Annotated in this window: 22 protein-coding genes; 10 read left to right on the forward strand and 12 right to left on the reverse strand. The window is 40.9% G+C overall.

The window, feature by feature from the left end:
- Positions 1-20: 20 nt before the first annotated feature.
- Positions 21-614: an OmpH family outer membrane protein gene (locus FHW88_RS23325; protein WP_090528531.1), complete on the reverse strand. Its 594-nt coding sequence runs from the start codon at positions 612-614 to the stop codon at positions 21-23.
- Positions 615-1,190: 576 nt separating this feature from the next.
- Here FHW88_RS23325 and gyrB point away from each other — a divergent pair.
- The 3 genes from gyrB to FHW88_RS23340 all read left to right on the forward strand — a co-directional run bounded on the left by gyrB (position 1,191) and on the right by FHW88_RS23340 (position 4,248).
- Positions 1,191-3,149 (forward strand): DNA topoisomerase (ATP-hydrolyzing) subunit B, encoded by a 1,959-nt coding sequence (gene gyrB / locus FHW88_RS23330; protein ID WP_176628061.1) that lies wholly within the window; start codon positions 1,191-1,193, stop codon positions 3,147-3,149.
- Positions 3,150-3,306: 157 nt separating this feature from the next.
- On the forward strand, positions 3,307-3,918 hold the full coding sequence (locus tag FHW88_RS23335; protein WP_176628062.1) for a YdeI/OmpD-associated family protein: 612 nt from the start codon (positions 3,307-3,309) through the stop codon (positions 3,916-3,918).
- 33 nt (positions 3,919-3,951) lie between these two features.
- On the forward strand, positions 3,952-4,248 hold the full coding sequence (locus tag FHW88_RS23340) for a YciI family protein (protein ID WP_176628063.1): 297 nt from the start codon (positions 3,952-3,954) through the stop codon (positions 4,246-4,248).
- 2 nt (positions 4,249-4,250) lie between these two features.
- Here FHW88_RS23340 and FHW88_RS23345 read toward each other — a convergent pair whose 3' ends face one another.
- The 5 genes from FHW88_RS23345 to rpsF form a co-directional block, all read right to left on the reverse strand.
- Positions 4,251-5,336: an alpha/beta hydrolase gene (locus FHW88_RS23345; RefSeq protein WP_176628064.1), complete on the reverse strand. Its 1,086-nt coding sequence runs from the start codon at positions 5,334-5,336 to the stop codon at positions 4,251-4,253.
- 115 nt (positions 5,337-5,451) lie between these two features.
- On the reverse strand, positions 5,452-6,123 hold the full coding sequence (mtgA, locus tag FHW88_RS23350) for a monofunctional biosynthetic peptidoglycan transglycosylase (protein ID WP_218117281.1): 672 nt from the start codon (positions 6,121-6,123) through the stop codon (positions 5,452-5,454).
- Between the two features lie 328 nt (positions 6,124-6,451).
- Positions 6,452-6,895, reverse strand: a complete 444-nt coding sequence (gene rplI, locus FHW88_RS23355) for a 50S ribosomal protein L9 (protein ID WP_090528515.1) — start codon at positions 6,893-6,895, stop codon at positions 6,452-6,454.
- Between the two features lie 15 nt (positions 6,896-6,910).
- Positions 6,911-7,174 (reverse strand): 30S ribosomal protein S18, encoded by a 264-nt coding sequence (rpsR, locus tag FHW88_RS23360; RefSeq protein WP_022833472.1) that lies wholly within the window; start codon positions 7,172-7,174, stop codon positions 6,911-6,913.
- A complete protein-coding gene (gene rpsF, locus FHW88_RS23365) occupies positions 7,174-7,542 on the reverse strand; it encodes a 30S ribosomal protein S6 (RefSeq protein WP_090528512.1) in 369 nt (122 codons plus the stop codon). The genes rpsR and rpsF overlap by 1 nt, the downstream gene beginning before the upstream one ends.
- Positions 7,543-7,690: 148 nt before the next feature.
- Here rpsF and FHW88_RS23370 point away from each other — a divergent pair, with 148 nt between their 5' ends.
- The 4 genes from FHW88_RS23370 (at position 7,691) to FHW88_RS23385 (ending at position 12,377) form a co-directional block, all read left to right on the forward strand.
- Positions 7,691-8,311 carry a hypothetical protein gene (locus FHW88_RS23370; RefSeq protein ID WP_176628065.1) on the forward strand — a complete coding sequence of 207 codons (621 nt, stop codon included), beginning with the start codon at positions 7,691-7,693 and terminating at the stop codon, positions 8,309-8,311.
- Between the two features lie 86 nt (positions 8,312-8,397).
- Positions 8,398-8,634 carry a hypothetical protein gene (locus FHW88_RS23375; RefSeq protein WP_176628066.1) on the forward strand — a complete coding sequence of 79 codons (237 nt, stop codon included), beginning with the start codon at positions 8,398-8,400 and terminating at the stop codon, positions 8,632-8,634.
- 402 nt (positions 8,635-9,036) lie between these two features.
- Entirely contained in the window at positions 9,037-10,488 is a 1,452-nt protein-coding gene (locus FHW88_RS23380; protein ID WP_176628067.1) for a capsule assembly Wzi family protein, read from the forward strand.
- Between the two features lie 95 nt (positions 10,489-10,583).
- A complete protein-coding gene (locus FHW88_RS23385) occupies positions 10,584-12,377 on the forward strand; it encodes a DNA polymerase III subunit gamma/tau (RefSeq protein WP_176628068.1) in 1,794 nt (597 codons plus the stop codon).
- A 61-nt stretch (positions 12,378-12,438) separates the two neighbouring features.
- On the opposite strand, the gene FHW88_RS23390 is transcribed toward FHW88_RS23385, so the two are convergent.
- Both FHW88_RS23390 and FHW88_RS23395 read right to left on the reverse strand, forming a co-directional pair.
- A complete protein-coding gene (locus FHW88_RS23390; protein ID WP_129571867.1) occupies positions 12,439-12,873 on the reverse strand; it encodes a hypothetical protein in 435 nt (144 codons plus the stop codon).
- A gap of 82 nt (positions 12,874-12,955) precedes the next feature.
- On the reverse strand, positions 12,956-13,666 hold the full coding sequence (locus tag FHW88_RS23395) for a hypothetical protein (RefSeq protein ID WP_176628069.1): 711 nt from the start codon (positions 13,664-13,666) through the stop codon (positions 12,956-12,958).
- A gap of 212 nt (positions 13,667-13,878) precedes the next feature.
- Here FHW88_RS23395 and FHW88_RS23400 point away from each other — a divergent pair, with 212 nt between their 5' ends.
- The 3 genes from FHW88_RS23400 to FHW88_RS23410 all read left to right on the forward strand — a co-directional run bounded on the left by FHW88_RS23400 (position 13,879) and on the right by FHW88_RS23410 (position 16,724).
- A complete protein-coding gene (locus FHW88_RS23400) occupies positions 13,879-15,108 on the forward strand; it encodes an NADP-dependent isocitrate dehydrogenase (protein WP_090529643.1) in 1,230 nt (409 codons plus the stop codon).
- Positions 15,109-15,247: 139 nt separating this feature from the next.
- Entirely contained in the window at positions 15,248-16,228 is a 981-nt protein-coding gene (locus tag FHW88_RS23405; RefSeq protein ID WP_176628070.1) for a type I phosphomannose isomerase catalytic subunit, read from the forward strand.
- 25 nt (positions 16,229-16,253) lie between these two features.
- On the forward strand, positions 16,254-16,724 hold the full coding sequence (locus tag FHW88_RS23410; RefSeq protein ID WP_176628071.1) for a hypothetical protein: 471 nt from the start codon (positions 16,254-16,256) through the stop codon (positions 16,722-16,724).
- A 56-nt stretch (positions 16,725-16,780) separates the two neighbouring features.
- Here the strand turns inward: FHW88_RS23410 and FHW88_RS23415 are convergent, their stop codons facing one another.
- The 4 genes from FHW88_RS23415 to FHW88_RS23430 form a co-directional block, all read right to left on the reverse strand.
- On the reverse strand, positions 16,781-17,185 hold the full coding sequence (locus FHW88_RS23415; RefSeq protein WP_090528481.1) for a response regulator: 405 nt from the start codon (positions 17,183-17,185) through the stop codon (positions 16,781-16,783).
- 16 nt (positions 17,186-17,201) lie between these two features.
- Complete coding sequence (locus tag FHW88_RS23420) at positions 17,202-18,683, reverse strand: PAS domain-containing protein (RefSeq protein WP_176628072.1); 1,482 nt, start codon at positions 18,681-18,683, stop codon at positions 17,202-17,204.
- A 443-nt stretch (positions 18,684-19,126) separates the two neighbouring features.
- Complete coding sequence (locus FHW88_RS23425; RefSeq protein WP_176628073.1) at positions 19,127-19,783, reverse strand: DNA alkylation repair protein; 657 nt, start codon at positions 19,781-19,783, stop codon at positions 19,127-19,129.
- Positions 19,784-20,254, reverse strand: a complete 471-nt coding sequence (locus tag FHW88_RS23430; RefSeq protein ID WP_176628074.1) for a YciI family protein — start codon at positions 20,252-20,254, stop codon at positions 19,784-19,786. It abuts the gene before it with no gap.
- Between the last annotated feature and the right edge of the window lie 93 nt (positions 20,255-20,347).

The following is a 20,347-nucleotide window of genomic DNA, read 5'->3' on the forward strand; positions in this document are numbered from 1 at the left end:
TCAAATTTTCAAATCGTATATTATTTTTTGTCTTTAGCGTAAGCTTCGTTCAAGCGTTTGGCAACGTCAACGGTAACATCTAAAGATGGATCACCATACAATACGGTTGGATTAGCTTTTGAATAGGTTAACACCAGTTTGTAGCCTTTTTCTTTAGCATAACCTTTTACAAAGTCGGCAATTTTATCATACAGTTTAGCATTTTCAGAGGCTTGTTCGTTTTGGAATTCGGCACCTGCGTTTTGAGAGTAGCCCTGTAATTCCTGTTGTTTACGCTGTAACTGTTGCTCAGTAGCCTGGCGCTGATCGGCAGGCATAGTAGCCTGATTTTTCTGGTACTCGGCAACCTGGCGCTGAAAAGCCTGACCGCGGTTTTGCAGGTCGGTTTGTGATGCTTTGCCTTTTTCTTCAAGGCGTTTTGACATATCCTTAAAGTAATCGTACTTGTTTAATAAAGAGTCGGAGTTTACATAAACAATAGTTTCTTTATCAGGCGTTGCTGTGGTTGCAGCAGCCGGTTTATCGGCGGTTTTATTTTGAGTACAGGCCGCAACGCTACCTGCAATTGCTAATCCTAAAGTAAGTTTGGTTAAAACTGAAGCACTGGTTTTCATTCTGTCAATCTGAAAATTATTATAAAATTTTGACAAAGATAATCTTTCATTGCAAGTATCCTAATCGGATGTGCAGATAATCAGATGTGCAGATTTCAGATACGCGAATGTGCAGATGATGTTTGTTGCGGCGGCCCGTTATTTGAAAACGAAGATTTTTTTCACGCTAAGGCGCTAAGGCCGCAAAGGTTGGGTTGCCTCAAAGGTTTTTATGGTCTGTAAATTTGCGTTAGGGATAGTAGCGGATACCGGCCTGAGTGTAATGCCTGCAGGCGTATGAGCGGATAGCCCGGCCGCAGGCAACGCCATTAATGATTTTGAATATCGGATTTTTGATTTCGGAACTTATGAACTGGATTCTTTAAAATTATTAATGCATTGCCAGGGTTGGAAATACAACAAATTCTATAAATCCTTTAAATTCTATAAAATTCGAGTTCAGACAAGGTATTCTGTTAATCCTAAAATCCTGTAAATTCTGAATCAGACAACTCTCCACAACTGTACTTTTATCCACAAATAATCGTTAATTTGGGGTATTTTTTGTAATTTTGAAGATTGTTTCATTAAATAAATATGAGCGAAGAAATTCAGGATAAATCCAATTATTCAGCAGATAACATACAGGTTTTAGAAGGTTTAGAGGCGGTGCGCAAGCGTCCGTCGATGTACATTGGCGATACAGGTGTTAAAGGTTTGCACCACCTTGTATATGAAGTAGTTGATAACTCTATCGACGAAGCCCTTGCCGGTTATTGCGATGATATAAAAGTTACTATACATGTTGGCAATTCCATAACCGTATCAGATAACGGTCGTGGTATCCCTACGGGTATCAATACAAAAGAGGGTAAATCGGCGCTTGAAATTGTAATGACCGTTTTGCACGCCGGTGGTAAATTTGACAAGGATACCTACAAGGTGTCGGGTGGTTTGCACGGTGTGGGTGTAAGTTGCGTTAACGCATTATCAACCCATGTGAAGACCCTTGTGCACCGTGAAGGCAAGATCTTTACCCAGGAATACGAACGCGGCAAGCCGATGTTTGAGGTTAAGGAAATTGGCGTATCTGATAAAACGGGTACTATCCAAACCTTTCAACCCGATCCGGAAATTTTTACTACCACTACCGAGTATAAATATGATACGCTTGCTGCCCGTTTGCGTGAGTTGTCATTCCTGAACAAAGGCATTCGCCTGAGTTTAACCGATGAGCGTGAAACCCAGGAAGATGGTACTTTCCGTAGCGAAGAGTTTTTCTCAGAAGGTGGTTTGCGCGAGTTTGTTAAGTTTTTGGACGGAACACGTACATCGATCATCCCTGAGCCCATTTATGTAGATGGTAATAAGGGCGGCATCCCGGTTGAGCTTGCCCTGCAGTATAATGATACTTACAGCGAGAATGTTTTTTCATATGTAAATAACATTAACACCATAGAGGGTGGTACGCACGTCGCGGGCTTCCGTCGCGGTTTAACCCGTACCTTAAAAGCTTATGCCGATAAAGAGGGCCTGCTGAAAAACGTAAAAGTTGAGATCAGCGGCGATGACTTCCGCGAAGGATTAACTGCTATTATATCAGTAAAAGTTCAGGAGCCTCAGTTTGAAGGCCAAACCAAAAGTAAGTTGGGTAACAACGAGGTAATGGGCGCGGTTGACGTAGCTGTGGGTGAAATTTTGGGTAACTTTTTGGAAGAGAACCCTAAAGAAGCCCGCCTGATTGTAAATAAAGTAATCCTTGCCGCTACCGCCCGTGCCGCCGCCCGTAAAGCGCGCGAAATGGTACAGCGCAAGAGTGTGATGACAGGCTCGGGATTGCCGGGTAAACTGTCTGATTGTGCCAATAGCGATCCAACCCTTTGCGAGCTATTCCTTGTGGAAGGTGACTCGGCGGGTGGTACCGCCAAACAGGGCCGTAACCGCGAGTATCAGGCTATTTTACCATTACGTGGTAAGATCCTGAATGTGGAGAAAGCCATGGAGCATAAAATTTACGAAAACGAGGAGATCAAGAACATGTTCACCGGTTTGGGCGTAAGCCGCGGTACGCCTGAAGATGATAAAGCCCTTAACTTAAGCAAGCTCCGTTACCATAAGATCATCATCATGACGGATGCCGACGTGGACGGTTCGCACATCACCACGCTGATCCTTACCTTCTTCTTCCGTTACATGAAGGAGCTGGTTGAGGCCGGTTATGTATATATTGCTTCGCCTCCGCTTTACCAGGTTAAAAAAGGTAAGGAGTATGAATACTGCTGGAACGACGTACAGCGCGATGCCGCTATTCAGCGCCTTAAAGGTGCCGGCAAGGAAGACAGTGTGCACGTGCAGCGCTATAAAGGTTTGGGTGAGATGAACGATATCCAGCTTTGGGATACTACCATGAACCCGGCAACCCGCACGCTTAAACGCGCTACCATTGAAAACGCCGCCGAGTGCGACCATACCTTCAGTATGCTGATGGGTGATGAAGTTGCCCCACGCCGCGAGTTCATTGAGCGCAACGCTAAATACGCTAAAATAGATTCGTAAGCCCCCCGGCCCCTGAAGGGGTGAGATGGTTAATACATTTTTAAGGCCTGCTTCTTTTTGAAGCGGGCCTTTTTTGCAGGAGCTTGTCCGCGCTTGGTTTTGGCGGGGCGTATTTAAATCCATTTTGCCGGAGTTGTTGTAATCGCTAACTTTAATTATGGAACATTACGATAACCGGGTTGATGCCTACATCGAAAAATCGCCCGAATTTGCGAAGCCGATTTTAAACTATCTGAGAGCTGTGGTGCATGAAGCCTCGCCTATGATAATTGAAACCATGAAATGGAGCATGCCTTTTTTTGATTATAAAGGGGTGGTTTGCAATATGGCTGCTTTTAAACAACATTGCTCATTTGGTTTTTGGAAGGCATCGTTATTATACGACCCACAAAAGGTATTGAGCCTGGCCGATCAGGCTGCAGGTAGCTTCGGCCGCCTGACCAGTATTGATGACCTACCTCCAAAGGAAGTACTTATCGAGTTTATACAACAGGCGATAGCTTTAAATGAGGACAATAAACCGAGGCCGGCTTCCCAAAAAAAGTCGCCCGCCCAACGCGACGAGCTGGTAGTACCTGACTACTTCGTGAAATTTTTAGAAGCTCATCCGCAAGCCTGGTTAAACCTGAACCAATTCAGCTACTCGCAGAAAAAAGAGTATATTGAATGGATAACCGAGGCCAAAACCGAGGCCACCCGCCTTAAGCGTATGGAAACCGCCGCTGAGTGGCTTACTGAAGGTAAATCAAGGCACTGGAAGTACAAGTAAATTCCAAATACCGAATATTAAAACTTAACGCTTATGTTTTTCATCGATCTTAAGTATATCGCCCCTCTTGAAGAGATTGATGCTTATATGGAGATCCATCTGAAGCATCTTAATAAATATTATGATGAAAAAGTATTTGTTGTTTGGGGGCCTAAGGTGCCGCGCACGGGTGGCGCTATCCTGGCCTTTGCAGGCTCAAGGGAGCAAATAGAGAAGATCATTACCGAAGATCCGTTTTACAAGCATAAACTTGCTGAATTTACCGTCACGGAGTTCTTAACTCCCGTGTATCACCCAGATTTAACGGCGCTGCTGGGCGGTGGAGAATAGGTTTAGTTTATTTTATCGAGCCGGGTTGGTTTTTCATTTGGAAAGCTGAAAACCATGTACATTTTGTTGCCTTCTGTATGGAAAGTAATATCGGCCCGTTCATTTTCGTACATAAAGAATGATGCTTTTGCATATGGTATAATTACCATAGGTATTGCATCATTTTGGACGAAATATAGTTTGCCTTCAGCAACATAAGTCTTGAATTTGTTTTTTTCATCGCCTGCTATCTGGTAATTACCTTCATATTGTTCCAATTGCTTTGCAGGTATATTAATAGCCTTATGCTGTCTGCAATAAGCAAATTTTATTGCGTTTTGCATTACTTGCGCCAATGCTGCCCCATGCCCGGCATTTGGGGTGATCGCGGTAGCAATATCAAGCCCTTTACAATGCTGGTTTTCCATGTAGATTTTAAAATCCTGAATATTTTTGCTGGTTAAGAGCTCAAAAGAACCTACGCCTAAAAACACCCTGCAGTTAATGTCATGATTATTGGCAAAGTATTTTTTAGCCGAAGGGATCAGTTCACTGCCGCTGTTGCCCGGAGCGCCTATGAAAATCATGTTAAACAGGTTGGGATGCTCAAACAATACCATAGTAGTGAACATACCTCCAAACGAATAGCCATATAAGGCTTTATTATCGGTTACACGGTACTTGCTTTGTATAAAAGGAATTACTTCCCGCTCAATAAATGATATGAACTTTGGTCCGCCGGTTGCGGGGTTAAGATCACGGCTGCGCTGGTTTGAGCGGCTGCCGTAACCAATGCCCACAATGAGTGCTTCGGTGGTTTCATAATCCTGCCGGAGCATGTTGAAGCAGTTCATGGCAACGGTCATGTTCCAGTCGCCATCGGTCATGTATAATACCGGGTATTTGGTTTTAGTAGTATCATAACCCGGAGGAAAATGTACGTAGATGGTATAATCTTCGCCAATAACTGTTGAGTGATAGTCCCATTGCACCATGTCTTTGTCCGTAAAAGGGGCGGGGGTATCACTTTTAACCTGCGCGGCAGCAATGTTTGCGAAAAAGATAAAAGCAAGCAGACAGAGGTTGGTCTTGATACTTTGTTTCAACATGGCGTGTGGTTATATAAATTAAGATAGTCTTAATTTACAAAAGGTTACAGCGTTGCTGAAATAAAAAAGGAATACCGGGAGAGGAATTTTCATTCCCCCTTTAGGGGGCAGGGGGCTAAAAATCCAGCGGCCCCAACCGCTTCATATTTTTCATAATGAGGTATTGCCTGTGCCTTAAATATTTGGTTGGGTTGGTGGCCGACCATTTTAGCGGGCTTGGGAAAATCACCGCTATGGCGGCAGCTTCCTGCCGGGTTAAATCGGAGGCCGGTTTGTGAAAATAAGCCTGCGAAGCAGCCTCAACACCATATATGCCATCGCCCATTTCAATCTCATTCAGGTAAACCTCCATGATGCGTTTTTTGCTCCAAAAGGTTTCTATCAATATGGTAAAATAAGCTTCGATACCTTTACGGAGTATGGAACGGCCTTCCCAAAGGAAAACATTTTTGGCTACCTGCTGTGATATGGTGCTGCCGCCAATTAGTTTTTTGCTGTGCGAGTTTTTTTCGATAGCTTTTTCGATGGCGTTAAAATCGAAGCCGTGGTGCTCTAAAAAGGTCTGGTCTTCGGCAGCAACGGCGGCGCGTTTCATATTGTCGGAGATCTCGTCAAAATCTTTCCACTTTTTATCTATCTTCCATTCCTTACCTGCCGATTTACGCTGGAAGCCGCGTTCGATCATTAACCAGGTAAAAGGAGGGTTTATAAAACGGTAACCAATTACACCCAAAAGGCTTAAACCAAAAAACAGGATGAATATCAGTTTAAAAATCCTGAATATCAATTTAGGGATGCCATAAAACTTTGAATCCGATGTTGAATTCCGTTTGCCCGATTTTGATTTTTGGTTGTTTTTGCCGAAGAATTTGAACACAGTTATAAAATATTTCCTGATAAAAGAAGAGGGTGCCTCGCTTTAGCAAAACACCCTCTAAAATTCTAAATTTTTTCCAGAAATCCGAAATAAATATTCTTGATTTCAGATTTCGAGTTTTCGATTTCGAATTTGTTTTTATTTAATTCTAATCATAAAAAAAAGGTGTTTTGAATTAACAAAACACCTTTTAAGTTTTTCAAAATCCGAAATCTTAAATCCGAATTCCGAAATATAATTATTCCGCTACTACTTCAAACGGAACCTGTACTTTAACTTCTTTATGCAGGTTGATGTTGGCAACATACTCACCAACAAATTTTGGCTCCTGGTCAAAAGTGATACGACGACGGTCAACTTCAAAACCTTCTTTTTTCAATGCATCAGCAATTTGGATAGTGTTGATAGCACCGAAGATTTTGCCTGTTTCGCCGGCTTTAGCACCAATGTTAAGTTTAACACCTTCTAAACGAGCTGCAATAGCATCAGCATCCTTGCGGATTTTTTCTTGCTTAAATTGAGCTTGTTTAAGGTTTTCGGCTAAAACTTTACGTGCGCTTTCGGTAGCTAATATGGCGTAGCCTTTTGGTAAAAGGTAGTTACGGCCATAACCTGGTTTCACATTTACGATATCGTCTTTATCACCCAGGTTTTTTACATCTTGTTTTAAAATAACTTCCATTTCTTAAATCTCCTATTATTTTAATGAATCTGTAACGTAAGGTAATAAACCGATGTGGCGTGCGCGTTTAACAGCCTGTGCCACTTTACGCTGAAACTTTAATGAAGTACCGGTTAAACGGCGTGGTAATACTTTACCCTGGTCGTTAATGAACTTTAATAAAAAGTTTGCGTCTTTGTAATCAATATACTTGATACCGTTCTTTTTGAAACGGCAGTATTTTTTACGGTTATCCTCCACTTTTGGAGCGGTAACGTATTTAATTTGTTCGTTAGCCATTAGTTTGCTGCCTCCTCTGCTTTAGCTGCTGGTTTTTTGTTAAAAGCACCGCTGCGTTTTTTGTCATTGTAAGCAATGGCATGTTTATCCAAAGCAATGGTCAGGAAACGCAAAACACGCTCATCGCGCCTTAACTCTATCTCCAATTTGTTAATTAATTCACCCGGAGCCTTAAATTCAGTTAAGTGATAGTACCCTGTAGTTTTCTTTTGGATTGGGTACGCTAATTTTCTCAAACCCCAATTATCCTCCTGGACAATTTCGGCTCCGCCATCAGTAAGAATTTTGCTGTATTTGGCATTTGCCTCTTTAGCAGTCTCTTCTGAAAGCAACGGGGTTAGAACGATCACGATTTCGTACTGTTGCATTATACTTGATTTTTAATTATTTACCCGCTATAACGGGGCTGCAAATGTAGGGGTAATTATTGAAACAATCAAATGTTTTTAAATGAAATGCTACGTGTGTAACAGCAAATTAGCCCGGCAGTGCTATATTAGCAGCCAAATTAATATTATGAAAAAGAACCTGCTCCTTTTTATCGCATTTTTTATAACAACAACCGGTGCAATAAAAGCACAAACAATAGGGCCCGCGCAGCAACGCCTGCTTGATTCGCTTTGTAAGGAACTGTCCAAAATTGACGTGGCAAAGATATCTACCAAACAAGCTGCCAATGATGCTTTTGAAAAGTGCTTTGAAAACCATGCCGACTTGCTGATGGATGTAGCCAAAGAGCAAAATGTTGAGGTAACCGATGAACCGGCAATGAGTAAAGTAGGCGTGGAGATCGGTAAAAACCTGATGAAGCAAAAATGTGGATCTTTTATGCAACTGGCCATGAAAATGGGAAAGGGTGACGATGCTGAGGGTACCGGCGCGCAGGTTACTACCGGCGTATTTAAACGGATTGATACAAAAGGATTCAATTATATTGTTATAACAGATAAGGCGGCGGCCGAAAAATCATTTATCTGGCTCAGGCAGTTTTCCGGGTCTGAGAAATTTATAGATGCTTCACCGGCTAAACTTGCCGGTAAAAAACTGCAGATAACCTGGAAGGACCTGGAAGTGTATCTGCCGCAAGCCAAGGGGTATTATACGGTAAAGGAAATAGTATCGATAGATATTCTGTAAACAGGGGAGAGATTGTGTTGATAAAAACAATATTTTTTCTAAAACTTATGGCATAGCTTATGGTTTTACTTAAAAACTCATAAGCTATGCAACCCGCAACTACTCAAGCCGAAAAAGGAACAAGCAATCCGCTTACTTTCGATGAGATCTTAATGTATGGCGGAGGGGATGATCCCCTTGAAGGCGACTGGGACGACCAGGAAGATGAAGATTTTGATGATATCCTTGAGGATAAAGAAGATCTGCATGAAATACAGGTTGATAGCAGTATCGGTGAGCCCGACCCCGAAGATGATGATCATTTGCCCGATGATGATATTTAATATATTATGTGCTAAGTCTTGAGCTGTTTGACCGCGACATATTAAGTTCCTTTTTGCTTATTCCTGTTTATTTCCTGTTGCTGCCTTAAAAAGGCAATCAGAGCAGCTTGTTCCCTAAGCTGAGTTAAATTAAATTGTGTAACAATCATAACGCAGGCTCTTTTGTGTCTATTTTTTTCTCCATGATTTAATTTTTTTCGACCTGAGTTTCATTGACTTAAACGGATAGTTAAATTTAATTTGAAGTTAAAATGCGAATAATGTAATTTATTTGCTACATTACGATTGTTTTTGTATTAGCAATAGTATTATTAATGTGATTTTAATAAAAAAATAATATTATTTTTAATAAATTATCATTTTTTGTTATTTGAAATTAATCGTTAGCCGAAACTGTCTGTTATGAAAAAATTAGTCGTCTTATTGCCGATATTATTATCTTTTTTTTTAGCAAAAGCACAAAATCAGGATGTGCATATTAGCCTGGAGGCCCAGGGCATTGTCACTACCAATAATTCAGTGCCATTTTGGTTAAGGGCAAATCAGTTTGGCAGTATTCCGTTATCGGGTGGGTCCGGTAGCTTAATCGGAAAAATTCGGAAAGATTATGATACAACAAAAACTTACGACTGGGCCGCATCCTTTGAAGGTAGAGGAAATGCCGGAAATAATAGCAAGTTTATTTTAGTTGAGGGATTTGTAAAGGCCCACGCCGGTATTTTTGAATTGAAAGCTGGCCGTTCAAAGGATATTGTGGGGATTGTAGATTCGACCCTTTCATCCGGGTCATTTCCGATTTCAGGTAATGCCTTAGGCATACCCAAGATTAGTTTAAGCATACCCAACTATTATAGTATTCCATTTTTCGGGAAATTATTTGCAGTTAAGGGGACGTTAGCAAGTGGTTATTTAGGAGATGTTAAAGTTAGAACTGGTGAAAGGCCAACAGATTTCAAAGGTTATTATCTGGAAAATACATTGTATGTTAAAATAGGCAAGCCATCATGGAGATTTAAGTTTCAGGCGGGCTATAATCATGAAGCCTTATGGGGAAATGAAAAACGTGTGTTTAGCCGTTTTCAATTGTCGGGATCCGAAACGTATTGGTATGTGCTTACCGGTAAATTATATCAGGGAAGTAAAGTTGGCAATCATTTAGGGTCGTTAGACATGGGCGCTGAATATAGATTTGATGGGGTCACGGTATCAATATATCGCCAAAACTTTTATGATATAGGTGCCTTAAGGTCATTAGCTAATGTCACAGATGGCTTAAACGGAATTACTTTCGTTAATAACAAGCCAAACTCGGATCATTTTTACTGGAAGAAGTTTTTATTTGAATTTTTATACACAGCGAACCAGGCTGGTAAGGCGGATTCCAAGAAAACAAAATCAGGTGCTGAAAATTATTACAATAATTATGAGTACGAAGAAGGATGGTCATATAACGAAGTTGGATTGGGTACCCCCTTTATAACTACAGTAAATGATGTAAGAGACAGCCAAATAGGTAATAACAAACAATTTTTTGTAAATAACAGGGTTTTAGCGTTGCATACCGGTGTGCAGTTTTATGCCTTTAACTGGCTTTATACAGGCAAGTTTTCCTATTCAGAAAATATGGGAACTTATGATAATGGCACTGAACTGTATAGATCGGTTGGAGGCAAAATACGAAGCCCTGCCAATTATGGGGCATTTAAAAAGGTGCATCAATACTCAACCTATTTTGAGGGAATCAGGGCGTTAAAAAATGGTTATTCTGTTGGATATGATCTGGCATATGATCATGGGGGCCTGCTTTACAATTCGTTTGGCATTATTTTAAAGGTGTCAAAAGCGTTTATGTAATAATGCCGGGTTTAACATGGCGAAGAGGCCGGTGTGTAAAAAAATTAGCAAAGCCGCTCTTTCACCAAATCTAATTTCTCACTACCTTAGCACTTGTGGATAATTTCATTGTTTCGGCCCGTAAGTATCGCCCGGCTACTTTTGAAACCGTTGTTGGTCAGCAACATATAACCAATACGCTCAAAAACGCTATAAAAAATAACCAGCTGGCACAGGCATTTTTGTTCTGTGGGCCGCGTGGTGTGGGCAAAACTACCTGCGCACGGATCCTGGCAAAAACCATTAACTGTACCAATTTACAGCCCAATGGCGAAGCCTGCGGCGAATGCGCTTCATGCAAGGCTTTTGAAAACGGAAATTCTTTTAATGTTCATGAGCTTGACGCTGCTTCAAACAACTCTGTTGATGATATCCGCAGTTTGATTGAGCAGGTACGGATCCCGCCCCAGGCGGCACGTTACAAGGTTTATATTATTGATGAGGTGCACATGCTGTCGCAGGCCGCTTTTAACGCGTTCCTGAAAACACTTGAGGAACCACCTCATTATGCCATATTTATATTAGCTACTACCGAAAAGCATAAGATCCTGCCAACCATTCTTTCGCGCTGCCAGATCTTTGATTTTAACCGCATCAGGGTTGAGGATATGGCCAACCATCTGGCATCAATTGCCGGCAAGGAAAGCATAGGTTATGAGCCCGACGGCCTGCATATCATAGCTCAGAAAGCCGATGGCGGTTTGCGCGACGCGCTTTCGATGTTTGATCAAATTGTTAGCTTCTCTGGTGGCAAAGTTACTTATCGCTCGGTTATCGATAACCTGAACATACTTGATTACGATTATTATTTTAATATAACCGGGAGCCTGCTTAAGGAAGATACCGCTAAAGTACTATTGTTTTTTGACGAGATCCTTTCGCGCGGGTTTGATGGCGCGCATTTTATAGCCGGGCTTTCTGAACATTTCAGAAATCTGTTGGTGGGGAAGGATCAATCGACACTAAAGTTGCTTGAGGTGAGTGAAGGCATTAAAACAAAATACCTGCAGCAATCGCAGCAGGCATCGGTGTCGTTTTTGCTCTCGGCCATGAATATTGCCAACCAGTGCGATATTAGTTATAAGCTCAGCAAAAATCAGAGGCTCCAGGTTGAACTGGCATTACTCAAGATGTGCCACCTGCCATCGGTGTTTAACCTGGCAACCACACCACTCACTGTAACTTCCGCGACCGACGGGGGACTAAAAAAAAAACCTGATACCTCAACAGTAACGCCTGCTGACGGAGCGCAGGCAAGCCCTGCTGTATCTATAGTGAGCGAAGCCGCACCGGTATACAGTGCCCCACCAAAAGAGGTTGTAACGCCATCTGTACAGGTAAAAGAAACAATAACATCGCCCGCTGAAAAGCCTAAGATAGTAATGCCTTTGCGAAGTACGCTCACCCCTTCATTAACCGGTGAAGTTAAAACGCAGGAAGAGTTGCTTGAAGAAGAGGATCCATATTTAAAAGGAGAGGATAAAGAGGATTTTACCATGGACGCCTTTTTGCAATGCTGGAGCGATTTTGCTGCATTCGCAAAAAAAGAGGGTAAAAAAACTTTGCTAACCGTTCTTACAGCGGGCGCGCCGCGCATGCTAAAGCCCTATGTTTTTGAAGTAATAGTAGGCAATATGGTGCAGGAAAATATTTTCAGGGATGAAAAGCCCGTTATGTTGAATTATCTGCGCAGTACACTTAAAAATTTTACTATCGAGGTAAATGCCCGGGTTGACGAACAAAAGGTAGTACGTAAGCCTTATACCGCGCCCGAAAAGTTTCAGCATATGGCAGCCCGCAACCCGCAGTTGCTGGAATTGAAAAGCCGGTTTAATCTTGATTTTGATTAACCGGGTTTTAAATGCTGAGCTGCGGGCCTAATTAAAAACCCACAACTCAGCAGTTAATAAATTATCTCAGGGGTTCCCTGTCATTTTTGGGGTATCCTTCTTCGTCAAGGTCGTCGCGGTCGTCTTCGGGAGTGTGAGAAAGGGCAGCATCAACCGGATCAATCTCAACGCTTTCGCCGTTGTCAATGTGCATTCCCAATTCATCTACATCGGTTTCAAGCGAACGATCTTCGTCAAATTCGCCGTCTACATCGTAAGGGTTTGCCTCGTCATAGGTGGAGTTAAAATCCTCGCCGTTTTTTGCGGCAGTATGATACGGATCGGGATGGTCATAATCCGGGTCATCGCTTTTAACATCGTATTCGTAGCTATTATCGTCCGGGTTATAACTCAGGTCTTCCTTATCAATGGTTTCGCCCAGTTCATCTTTCAGGTTTTCGTCGCGATCAGGCAGATCATCATTGAAACCTGCATCGTCTATTTGATCGTTGTTCATAGGTTTGTGCTTTTATTATATAAATATACGCAGTAAAAATCCTGCCAAAAAGCAAATCAATCAAAAAAGATTTAGCCTAAGCTTAATAATGGATCTGTTTCCGGTAAGATGTAACACCACCAATGGCAAATTTGAAACCTAAAGTAACCTGCGAATACGCGTCGTTATGCGCGCCGGCAACGTAGGCGTCAAGATTATCGCCCATAATAAAATTGTACTGGTAGCCCAGGTCAATTTTAACTGCAGGCTGGTTGTAACTGTTAAACAGCTTAAACTCATAACCCAGCCTTAGTGGTATAAATATTTCATTTGTTTTGCGTTCGTAGGGTAATTCCAGGCCCTGCTCTAATAAAAGCGCATCTTGTGTTCTGTATACAACATTATTATTAATGTATCCTAAGCCCGATGACAGGTAAAGGTTTTTAAAAGCATTGGCTACAGCACTTCTTGAGTAGTCAATTAATTCGCCTGCCTGTACCTGCACCCTGAAAGAGTAAGCACTGAAATGGTTTTCAAATTGCCTTTGTGTACTTGTAGCCGGCGAACCGCCTTTTAAACGGCCTACCTCCACATTAAATACATAATTTACAAACGGGCCTTGATTGTAAGTAAAGTTAAGATTTATAGAAGGTGTTGTTTTTAGGGTTTGCACATCGGTAGAACTGGCCTGGTTGATACCTGCGGCAAAGCCAACGTCATATTGTGCATAATCAAAGCCTATTTGGGCTTTAGCAAAAAAAGATACAAAACACAGCAGGATTATAATGGAGATTTTTAGTATGGATTTTATCATAAATAAACGGCAGCACCTGTATAAAAGGAGCTTGTTTTATGGTAAGCGTTTTATTTTATAAAAATAGCACCAAAGTTTATAAAAACAACAATGCCGGTGTTAATAATTGTCATTATAACGAAATCTATAATTTTTCATTGCGTTATTTGATAAAATTGATAAAGTCAATTTTATATATTTGGGCCGTTTGTATAACAAAAACCACATCAGGCATGTCAAAAATAAAAGTAGAGAATCCGGTAGTTGAACTGGATGGCGATGAAATGACCCGAATAATCTGGAAATTCATTAAAGACAAATTGATTACCCCGTACCTTGATCTTGATATTAAATATTACGATCTGGGTATCGAGTACCGCGACCAAACCGACGACCAGGTAACTATTGACGCAGCTAACGCAATTAAACAATACGGCGTTGGTATTAAATGTGCTACTATTACTCCCGACGAAGCAAGGGTGAAAGAGTTTGGGTTAAAACAAATGTGGAAATCACCAAACGGTACTATCCGTAACATATTGGATGGCACTGTTTTTCGTGAGCCTATTGTTATGTCCAATGTACCCCGCCTGGTACCTAACTGGACAGCACCTATCTGCATTGGCCGTCACGCGTTTGGCGACCAGTACCGTGCTACCGATTTCTTAACTAAAGGCAAAGGTAAATTAACCGTTAAGTTTACTCCTGAAGATGGCGGCCCCGAGCAATCATACGAGGTATTTAATTTTAAAGGTGATGGTGTTGCATTGACGATGTACAATACCGATGAGTCTATCAAAGGGTTTGCGCATGCCTGCTTTAACCAGGCTTTAATGAAAGGCTGGCCTTTATACCTTTCAACCAAAAATACCATTCTTAAAAAATATGATGGCCGCTTCAAAGATATTTTTGAAGAGATCTATCAAAATGATTACAAACAAAAGTTTGAAGCAGCCGGTATCACGTATGAGCACCGCTTAATTGACGACATGGTTGCATCGGCCCTTAAATGGAACGGTAACTTTGTTTGGGCTTGTAAAAACTACGATGGCGACGTACAGTCAGATACTGTAGCACAAGGCTTTGGTTCATTAGGTTTAATGACCTCAACCCTGGTTACTCCTGATGGTACTGTAATGGAAGCTGAAGCTGCCCACGGTACTGTAACCCGTCACTATCGTGATCACCAGGCCGGTAAGCCAACTTCAACCAATCCAATTGCCTCTATTTTTGCCTGGACAAGAGGTTTGGAATTCCGTGGCATCTTGGATAAGAACACAGAATTGATCAATTTCTGCAAGGCTTTGGAAGAAGTTTGTATTGAAACTGTTGAAAGCGGCAAAATGACCAAAGATTTGGCCATCACCATTAAACCAAAAGTGGAGCATGGTACCGATTACCTGTACACCGAAGAGTTTTTGGCTGCAATTGACGAGAACCTGAAAAAACGCTTAGGTAAATAATTGCCAGGCGATTTAAATAAGAAAAAGCTCATACATCATCGTATGGGCTTTTTTGTTACACATTAAGCTGAGTAAACCAATTTAGCGTTTTCAATTTTCTATTTAACTCCTAACTTAGCGGGCAAAAATACATAACACTATGTCGGCATTATATCCATTAAAATTTAAAACCATATATAAAGACAAGATATGGGGCGGTCAAAAGATAAAAACCTATTTGCATAAAGATTTTGGCAGCCTGCCCAACTGCGGCGAAACCTGGGAAATATCAGGCGTAAAATCTGATGTTTCGGTTGTAGCTTCGGGCGCTTTGGAAGGTGAATCACTGGCCGACTTATTAGAGCAATACAAAGATGAGCTGGTTGGTAAAAAGGTTTATGATCACTTTGGCAACATCTTTCCGTTATTGGTGAAATTTATTGATGCCAATGATGATCTTTCGGTACAGGTACACCCCGATGACAAGCTGGCCAAAGTACGCCATAACTCATTTGGTAAAACCGAAATGTGGTATATCATTGAAGCCGATCCGGGGTCGACACTGATTACCGGTTTTAACCAGGAAATGACCGAGCAAAAATATGTCGATGCTTTAAACAGCGGTCATATCATGGATATCCTTAACAAAGAAGATGCAGTAGCTGATGATGTTTTCTTTTTACCCGCAGGCAGGGTGCATACTATTGGCAAAGGTTTATTGATTGCCGAAATTCAGCAAACATCTGATATTACTTATCGTATTTACGATTTTGACCGCGTTGATGATAAAGGCAATAAACGTGAGTTACATACCGAAGAAGCTCTTGCCGCTATTGATTACAAGCATTATCCCGAATATAAAACCCAATACGAACCTAAAAAGAACGAAACTGTAAAACTGGTTACCTGCCCTTATTTTACTACCAATGTGCTCGATTTTGACGAAAGTATATCGAAAGACTATTCGGCGCTTGATTCATTTGTGATCCATGTTTGTGTTGAAGGCGGTTATACTGTAAAATATAACAACCAGGCATACGCGGTTAAAATGGGCGAATGTATCCTGTTACCAAAAAGCATCGATAAAGTTGAGTTGGAAACAACAGGCGGTTTTAAAATACTGGAAAGCTATATTGAATAATAGCATACGGTTGTTTCCTGCGTTTATGAAAAAACAAATATATTTTTTAAGCCTGGCCACAGTAGCATTACTTGCGGGTAATGCTTGCAAAAAAGAAAAGGGTGAACCTGTAAATGCTTATGCAGGTAAGTATTCGCTGATATCAGAAACGAATATAAACATCACCACCGGTCACTCAGATACCTATACAAACGTTGTATCTCCATGCATAAGTGATAACCAAACTACCCTGAAAGGTGATGGCACATGGACAGCCGCTTACGTAGGCGCTGAAGATTGTTATGTTTCACGGACTGATAATAGTTACACTATTATTGGGCAAAAGGGGGCATCTGCGTCGGGTTCCTGGGTGCAAAGCGGTAACCGGATAAAGTTTACTTTGTCTAATAAATCTGTTTCATACGGCGTGGTGAGCAATGTAGGCGGAAAAGTTCAGCTTACATTTAAAGATACCTCCCAATACTTTATTTCTACTTCGGTATTAATGAAGCAATAATAAATACGGAGCCTTTTTTAGGTTCCGTATTTTTTTACTTGCTCGTTCACTTGCAGTTAAACGTTGTCAAAAACCTCTTTTAACTGATTTATTCTTACAGGTTTGAACAGATAGTCAGAAACTTCAGAAATATTTTTAGCCCGGTGGATATCGTTAAGATCAACGGATGAGCTCACCATATAAACAGCGATCTTTTTCCCCGTTCGGGGTTTTATTTTCGCAAATTCATGCATAAACTCCCATCCATCCATAACCGGCATATTAATATCCAGTAATATTACATCGGGTAGGTTATGGTCTTCGTTTGCTTTTTTCAATGCGCAAATGGCTTCTTCTCCATTTACAAAATGGCTTAATTGGGTATTCAGTTCCTTTATGCTTATTAATTTTTTAAGGCCGTAAACGTAAATACTATCATCATCCACAATCCAGGTGTTAGCCGGACTTCGCTCTGCAATCATCTCTTGGTAATTTTAATTATACCAATCTGATAGTAAATTTTGTGCCAACGTTTACTGTACTGTCAACTTTAATGCTTCCGCCTAATGCTTCAATCTGGTTACGGGTTATAAATAAGCCAATGCCTTTGGCATCCGTATTTTGATGAAATGTTTTGTACATGCCAAAAATCTTATCGCCATAACGGTCAAGATCAATACCAAGGCCGTTATCTTCAAAAATGAGATAAATATGTTTCCCTTCTGTTAAGGTATAGCATTTTATAATGGGCTGCCTGTCGGGGTGACTGTATTTTAAGGAGTTGGTAAGCAGGTTTTGTAAAATACTTTCCATGTAAGCCGGTATATAACTGATCTCGCGGCATTGCGTAAAGTCACCTTCAACGTGGGCGTTTATGGTCTCAATATTATTTTTTAACGCCGAGCAAATGTTTTTGAACATGGGCTCCAACTCAACCACTTTCCGCTCTTTGGTAATTTCGGTTTGAATCTTAACTATTTCGTTTATGTGTTCGATGGTCAGGTCCAGGCTGTCGCTGATGGTTTTAATATGCGAAAAGATCTCCTCCCGTTCTTCAGTTGTTTCGGTTTGTTCAAACAGGTTTACCATAAATTGAAGGTTGCCCGTATGCGAACGAAGATTATGTGAAACAATGTACGCGAAGTTTTGCAGGCGGCGGTTTTGGTCGGTCAGTAAATTTATCGACTGTTCAAGTTTCAGCAACTTTCTTTTTTCGCTGTCGATATCCTGGATAACCCCTTTTACTGATGTGCATTTACCCAGGTGATCAATCACAGGTACAGCCTTTACTTTTAGCCATAACATATTGTTTTTGGCCGAACGTAAAAGCAATTCAATATCAAAGGGCCTGCTGTCTTCAACAGTATGGTTAATAGCATTTTGTAAAACAGGCCGGTACGGAGGCTCAAAAAAACTAATAAACTCTTCAACGCTAAGTTTTAAATGATTTTGAAGATCAAATAAGTCATATACTTGTTTTGACAGCACAATGGTATTGATGTTTTGAGGATCAATTTCCCAGATGCCTAAGCGTGCTGTTTTAAAGGCATCATCATTGGTGATTTGGCTATGAGCCGATAATAAGTCATCTTGTTTGTAACGGTTGATGTTTACAAGCGAACCGTAAACTATACTGCCATGCTCGTCGTCCAGTTTCCTGATAGTGGTTTCAAACCACTGGTACCCGTTTTTTTTTGTTAAAAAACGTAATTGGAGCGGTGGTGTGTCTTCCGCTATCCTGTTGTTAATGGCGTTGAAAAAAAACGGTTTATCGCCGTGGTAAAGCAGATGTTCAAAAAAAGTATAAGCATCACATTCAATTTCATTGACTTGATAACCTAACAGCGTATAGAAGCCCGTCGACCATTTTACTTCCCTTGTATTGAAATTGTACTTCCAGATCCCCGTATCCAGATCATTGATCAAAGGGGTAAGATGTACATCATCGCCGGAAAGTTTGCCCTTTTCAAAAAAACTCATATCAACAATCTGTTCACTAATTCAACTTGTTTTTGACACGTGCATATGACTAAAACATGTGCCATGATTTGAAGTTTTTATAATTTATAACCATCAGTTGTATGGCCGTGGCGTCTTATCAATCATTTATTCCACATTTGGCCTGCTTCAAATATAATATTTTTGATACTTTATAATGTATTCTTTTACTGGTATTTACGGCTTGAAGAATATTTGGCCATATCTACTCTTAATTTAAGTGATATTTTACAAAAATATGCTCACACTTCATTTTTGTGTTAAAAAAATGAAGGTATCCTTCACAAAATTGTTTGATGTAATTTAATTGTAAAAAATAGCGGCCGCTATTTTAGTAAATATGGGTGAACTATTATTGGGTTTTATAATGTCCTATTTTACAGGCAATTTGCCGAGAATTTAACTTTATGGAAAATATTAAATCATTATTTTCTTATTAGTTCATCAAGCGCGTTTTTTGCAATCCATTTGGCCGATTTGCTGGGTTGGTTATATATATTTTGTGCAGTGTTAATGGCTTTAACTTTTAATATATTATTCCGTTTGCCTATTTGGCGTAAAGCCCAGTTAATAGCTTTTTTAACAAAGTTCCGGTTATCCCACGCTTCCCGCTCCATAATAGGAAATAGGTTTGTAAATATTTCGTCGGGCGCCGTTTTATTATGAACTGCATATTCGGCCATTAAAACGAAACCGGCACGTTTTACAAATTCCTGCTCATGACTGCTATATTCAACAGCTTTATCAATGGCAAATGGGGTGCGGTCAAAAAGGTTACCGCAAACCTGGTCGCAGATATCCCATGAATAAAAGTCGCCGGTCCAGCTGTCCATTAGTTCGGGGGTAACCTGTTTAGGATCAGCTATCATGGAGGCCAGCATCCGGGCTTCATGTATTTGCGTATCCCAAAGTGCTAAAGCCAGTTCATGATCTTTTTTAATGATCTTAGCCAGTTTGCGGATCTCCGGCAATTTTACCCCTAAAGCCCTCGAATTATCAATACCAAAACGGGCCATGCCTTTTAAGTACGCAGCATCAGCTTTTTCTTTAAGCTGTTCAAGTACAAATAGTACGTCATCCATTTAATTGGTCATGCTTTTCTTTTGGAGGGTGTTGTGAATCGGCACTACCTGCATCAGCGCCGCGCTGCAATAAAAAGGGTGCAGCTCCATCACTAAAGCCCCTGCTTTGATGGCCGGATCGGTTTCGGTAAGTTTTTGGGCTTCTTCCACAGTTTCTACATTAAAAATAAAAATGCCGCGTAAAGGCTGGTTATCTAAAAACGGCCCTGCAACAACAAGCTTACCTTCGGCAGCAAGGCGGCCAATATTTTTAAGGTGCGCCATCTGCAGCTGCATATTAGCCGCCGAATCTTCGAGTTGTGTTGGCCCTTCTTTTAAAAAGGCCATCACATATTTTTTCATACCATAATCATCGGCTCCGAGTTTTTTGGCCAGGGTGGCATCATAAACGGGTTTGGTGGCCGGAGCATTCTGGGCTAAGCAGTTAAGGCTTAACGCAAGAGCGACAATGATAAGTAAAGCTTTCTTCATAAAAAGTGATTGTTGATTATATCAAATATAATCTATTGCCAACCAAATAAAAAGCCGGGCAATGCCCGGCTCCTAATCATAATTTCAATATTA

Source organism: Mucilaginibacter sp. SG538B, assembly GCF_013376065.1.
Lineage (GTDB): Bacteria > Bacteroidota > Bacteroidia > Sphingobacteriales > Sphingobacteriaceae > Mucilaginibacter > Mucilaginibacter rubeus.

Bases quoted from the DNA above. Each gene is read 5' to 3' on its own strand.
- FHW88_RS23370 (WP_176628065.1), top strand. From the start codon at position 7,691: ATGAAAAAGAACCTGCTCCTTTTTATCGCATTTTTTATAACAACAACC.
- FHW88_RS23340 (WP_176628063.1), top strand. From the start codon at position 3,952: ATGTTTTTCATCGATCTTAAGTATATCGCCCCTCTTGAAGAGATTGAT.
- FHW88_RS23345 (WP_176628064.1), bottom strand. From the start codon at position 5,336: ATGTTGAAACAAAGTATCAAGACCAACCTCTGTCTGCTTGCTTTTATC.
- gyrB (WP_176628061.1), top strand. From the start codon at position 1,191: ATGAGCGAAGAAATTCAGGATAAATCCAATTATTCAGCAGATAACATA.
- FHW88_RS23390 (WP_129571867.1), bottom strand. From the start codon at position 12,873: ATGAACAACGATCAAATAGACGATGCAGGTTTCAATGATGATCTGCCT.
- FHW88_RS23415 (WP_090528481.1), bottom strand. From the start codon at position 17,185: ATGATTGCAGAGCGAAGTCCGGCTAACACCTGGATTGTGGATGATGAT.
- rpsR (WP_022833472.1), bottom strand. From the start codon at position 7,174: ATGGCTAACGAACAAATTAAATACGTTACCGCTCCAAAAGTGGAGGAT.
- FHW88_RS23420 (WP_176628072.1), bottom strand. From the start codon at position 18,683: ATGAGTTTTTTTGAAAAGGGCAAACTTTCCGGCGATGATGTACATCTT.
- FHW88_RS23405 (WP_176628070.1), top strand. From the start codon at position 15,248: ATGTCGGCATTATATCCATTAAAATTTAAAACCATATATAAAGACAAG.
- rplI (WP_090528515.1), bottom strand. From the start codon at position 6,895: ATGGAAGTTATTTTAAAACAAGATGTAAAAAACCTGGGTGATAAAGAC.
- FHW88_RS23410 (WP_176628071.1), top strand. From the start codon at position 16,254: ATGAAAAAACAAATATATTTTTTAAGCCTGGCCACAGTAGCATTACTT.
- FHW88_RS23430 (WP_176628074.1), bottom strand. From the start codon at position 20,254: ATGAAGAAAGCTTTACTTATCATTGTCGCTCTTGCGTTAAGCCTTAAC.
- FHW88_RS23335 (WP_176628062.1), top strand. From the start codon at position 3,307: ATGGAACATTACGATAACCGGGTTGATGCCTACATCGAAAAATCGCCC.
- FHW88_RS23380 (WP_176628067.1), top strand. From the start codon at position 9,037: ATGAAAAAATTAGTCGTCTTATTGCCGATATTATTATCTTTTTTTTTA.
- FHW88_RS23400 (WP_090529643.1), top strand. From the start codon at position 13,879: ATGTCAAAAATAAAAGTAGAGAATCCGGTAGTTGAACTGGATGGCGAT.
- FHW88_RS23425 (WP_176628073.1), bottom strand. From the start codon at position 19,783: ATGGATGACGTACTATTTGTACTTGAACAGCTTAAAGAAAAAGCTGAT.
- FHW88_RS23395 (WP_176628069.1), bottom strand. From the start codon at position 13,666: ATGATAAAATCCATACTAAAAATCTCCATTATAATCCTGCTGTGTTTT.
- FHW88_RS23375 (WP_176628066.1), top strand. From the start codon at position 8,398: ATGCAACCCGCAACTACTCAAGCCGAAAAAGGAACAAGCAATCCGCTT.
- FHW88_RS23325 (WP_090528531.1), bottom strand. From the start codon at position 614: ATGAAAACCAGTGCTTCAGTTTTAACCAAACTTACTTTAGGATTAGCA.
- rpsF (WP_090528512.1), bottom strand. From the start codon at position 7,542: ATGCAACAGTACGAAATCGTGATCGTTCTAACCCCGTTGCTTTCAGAA.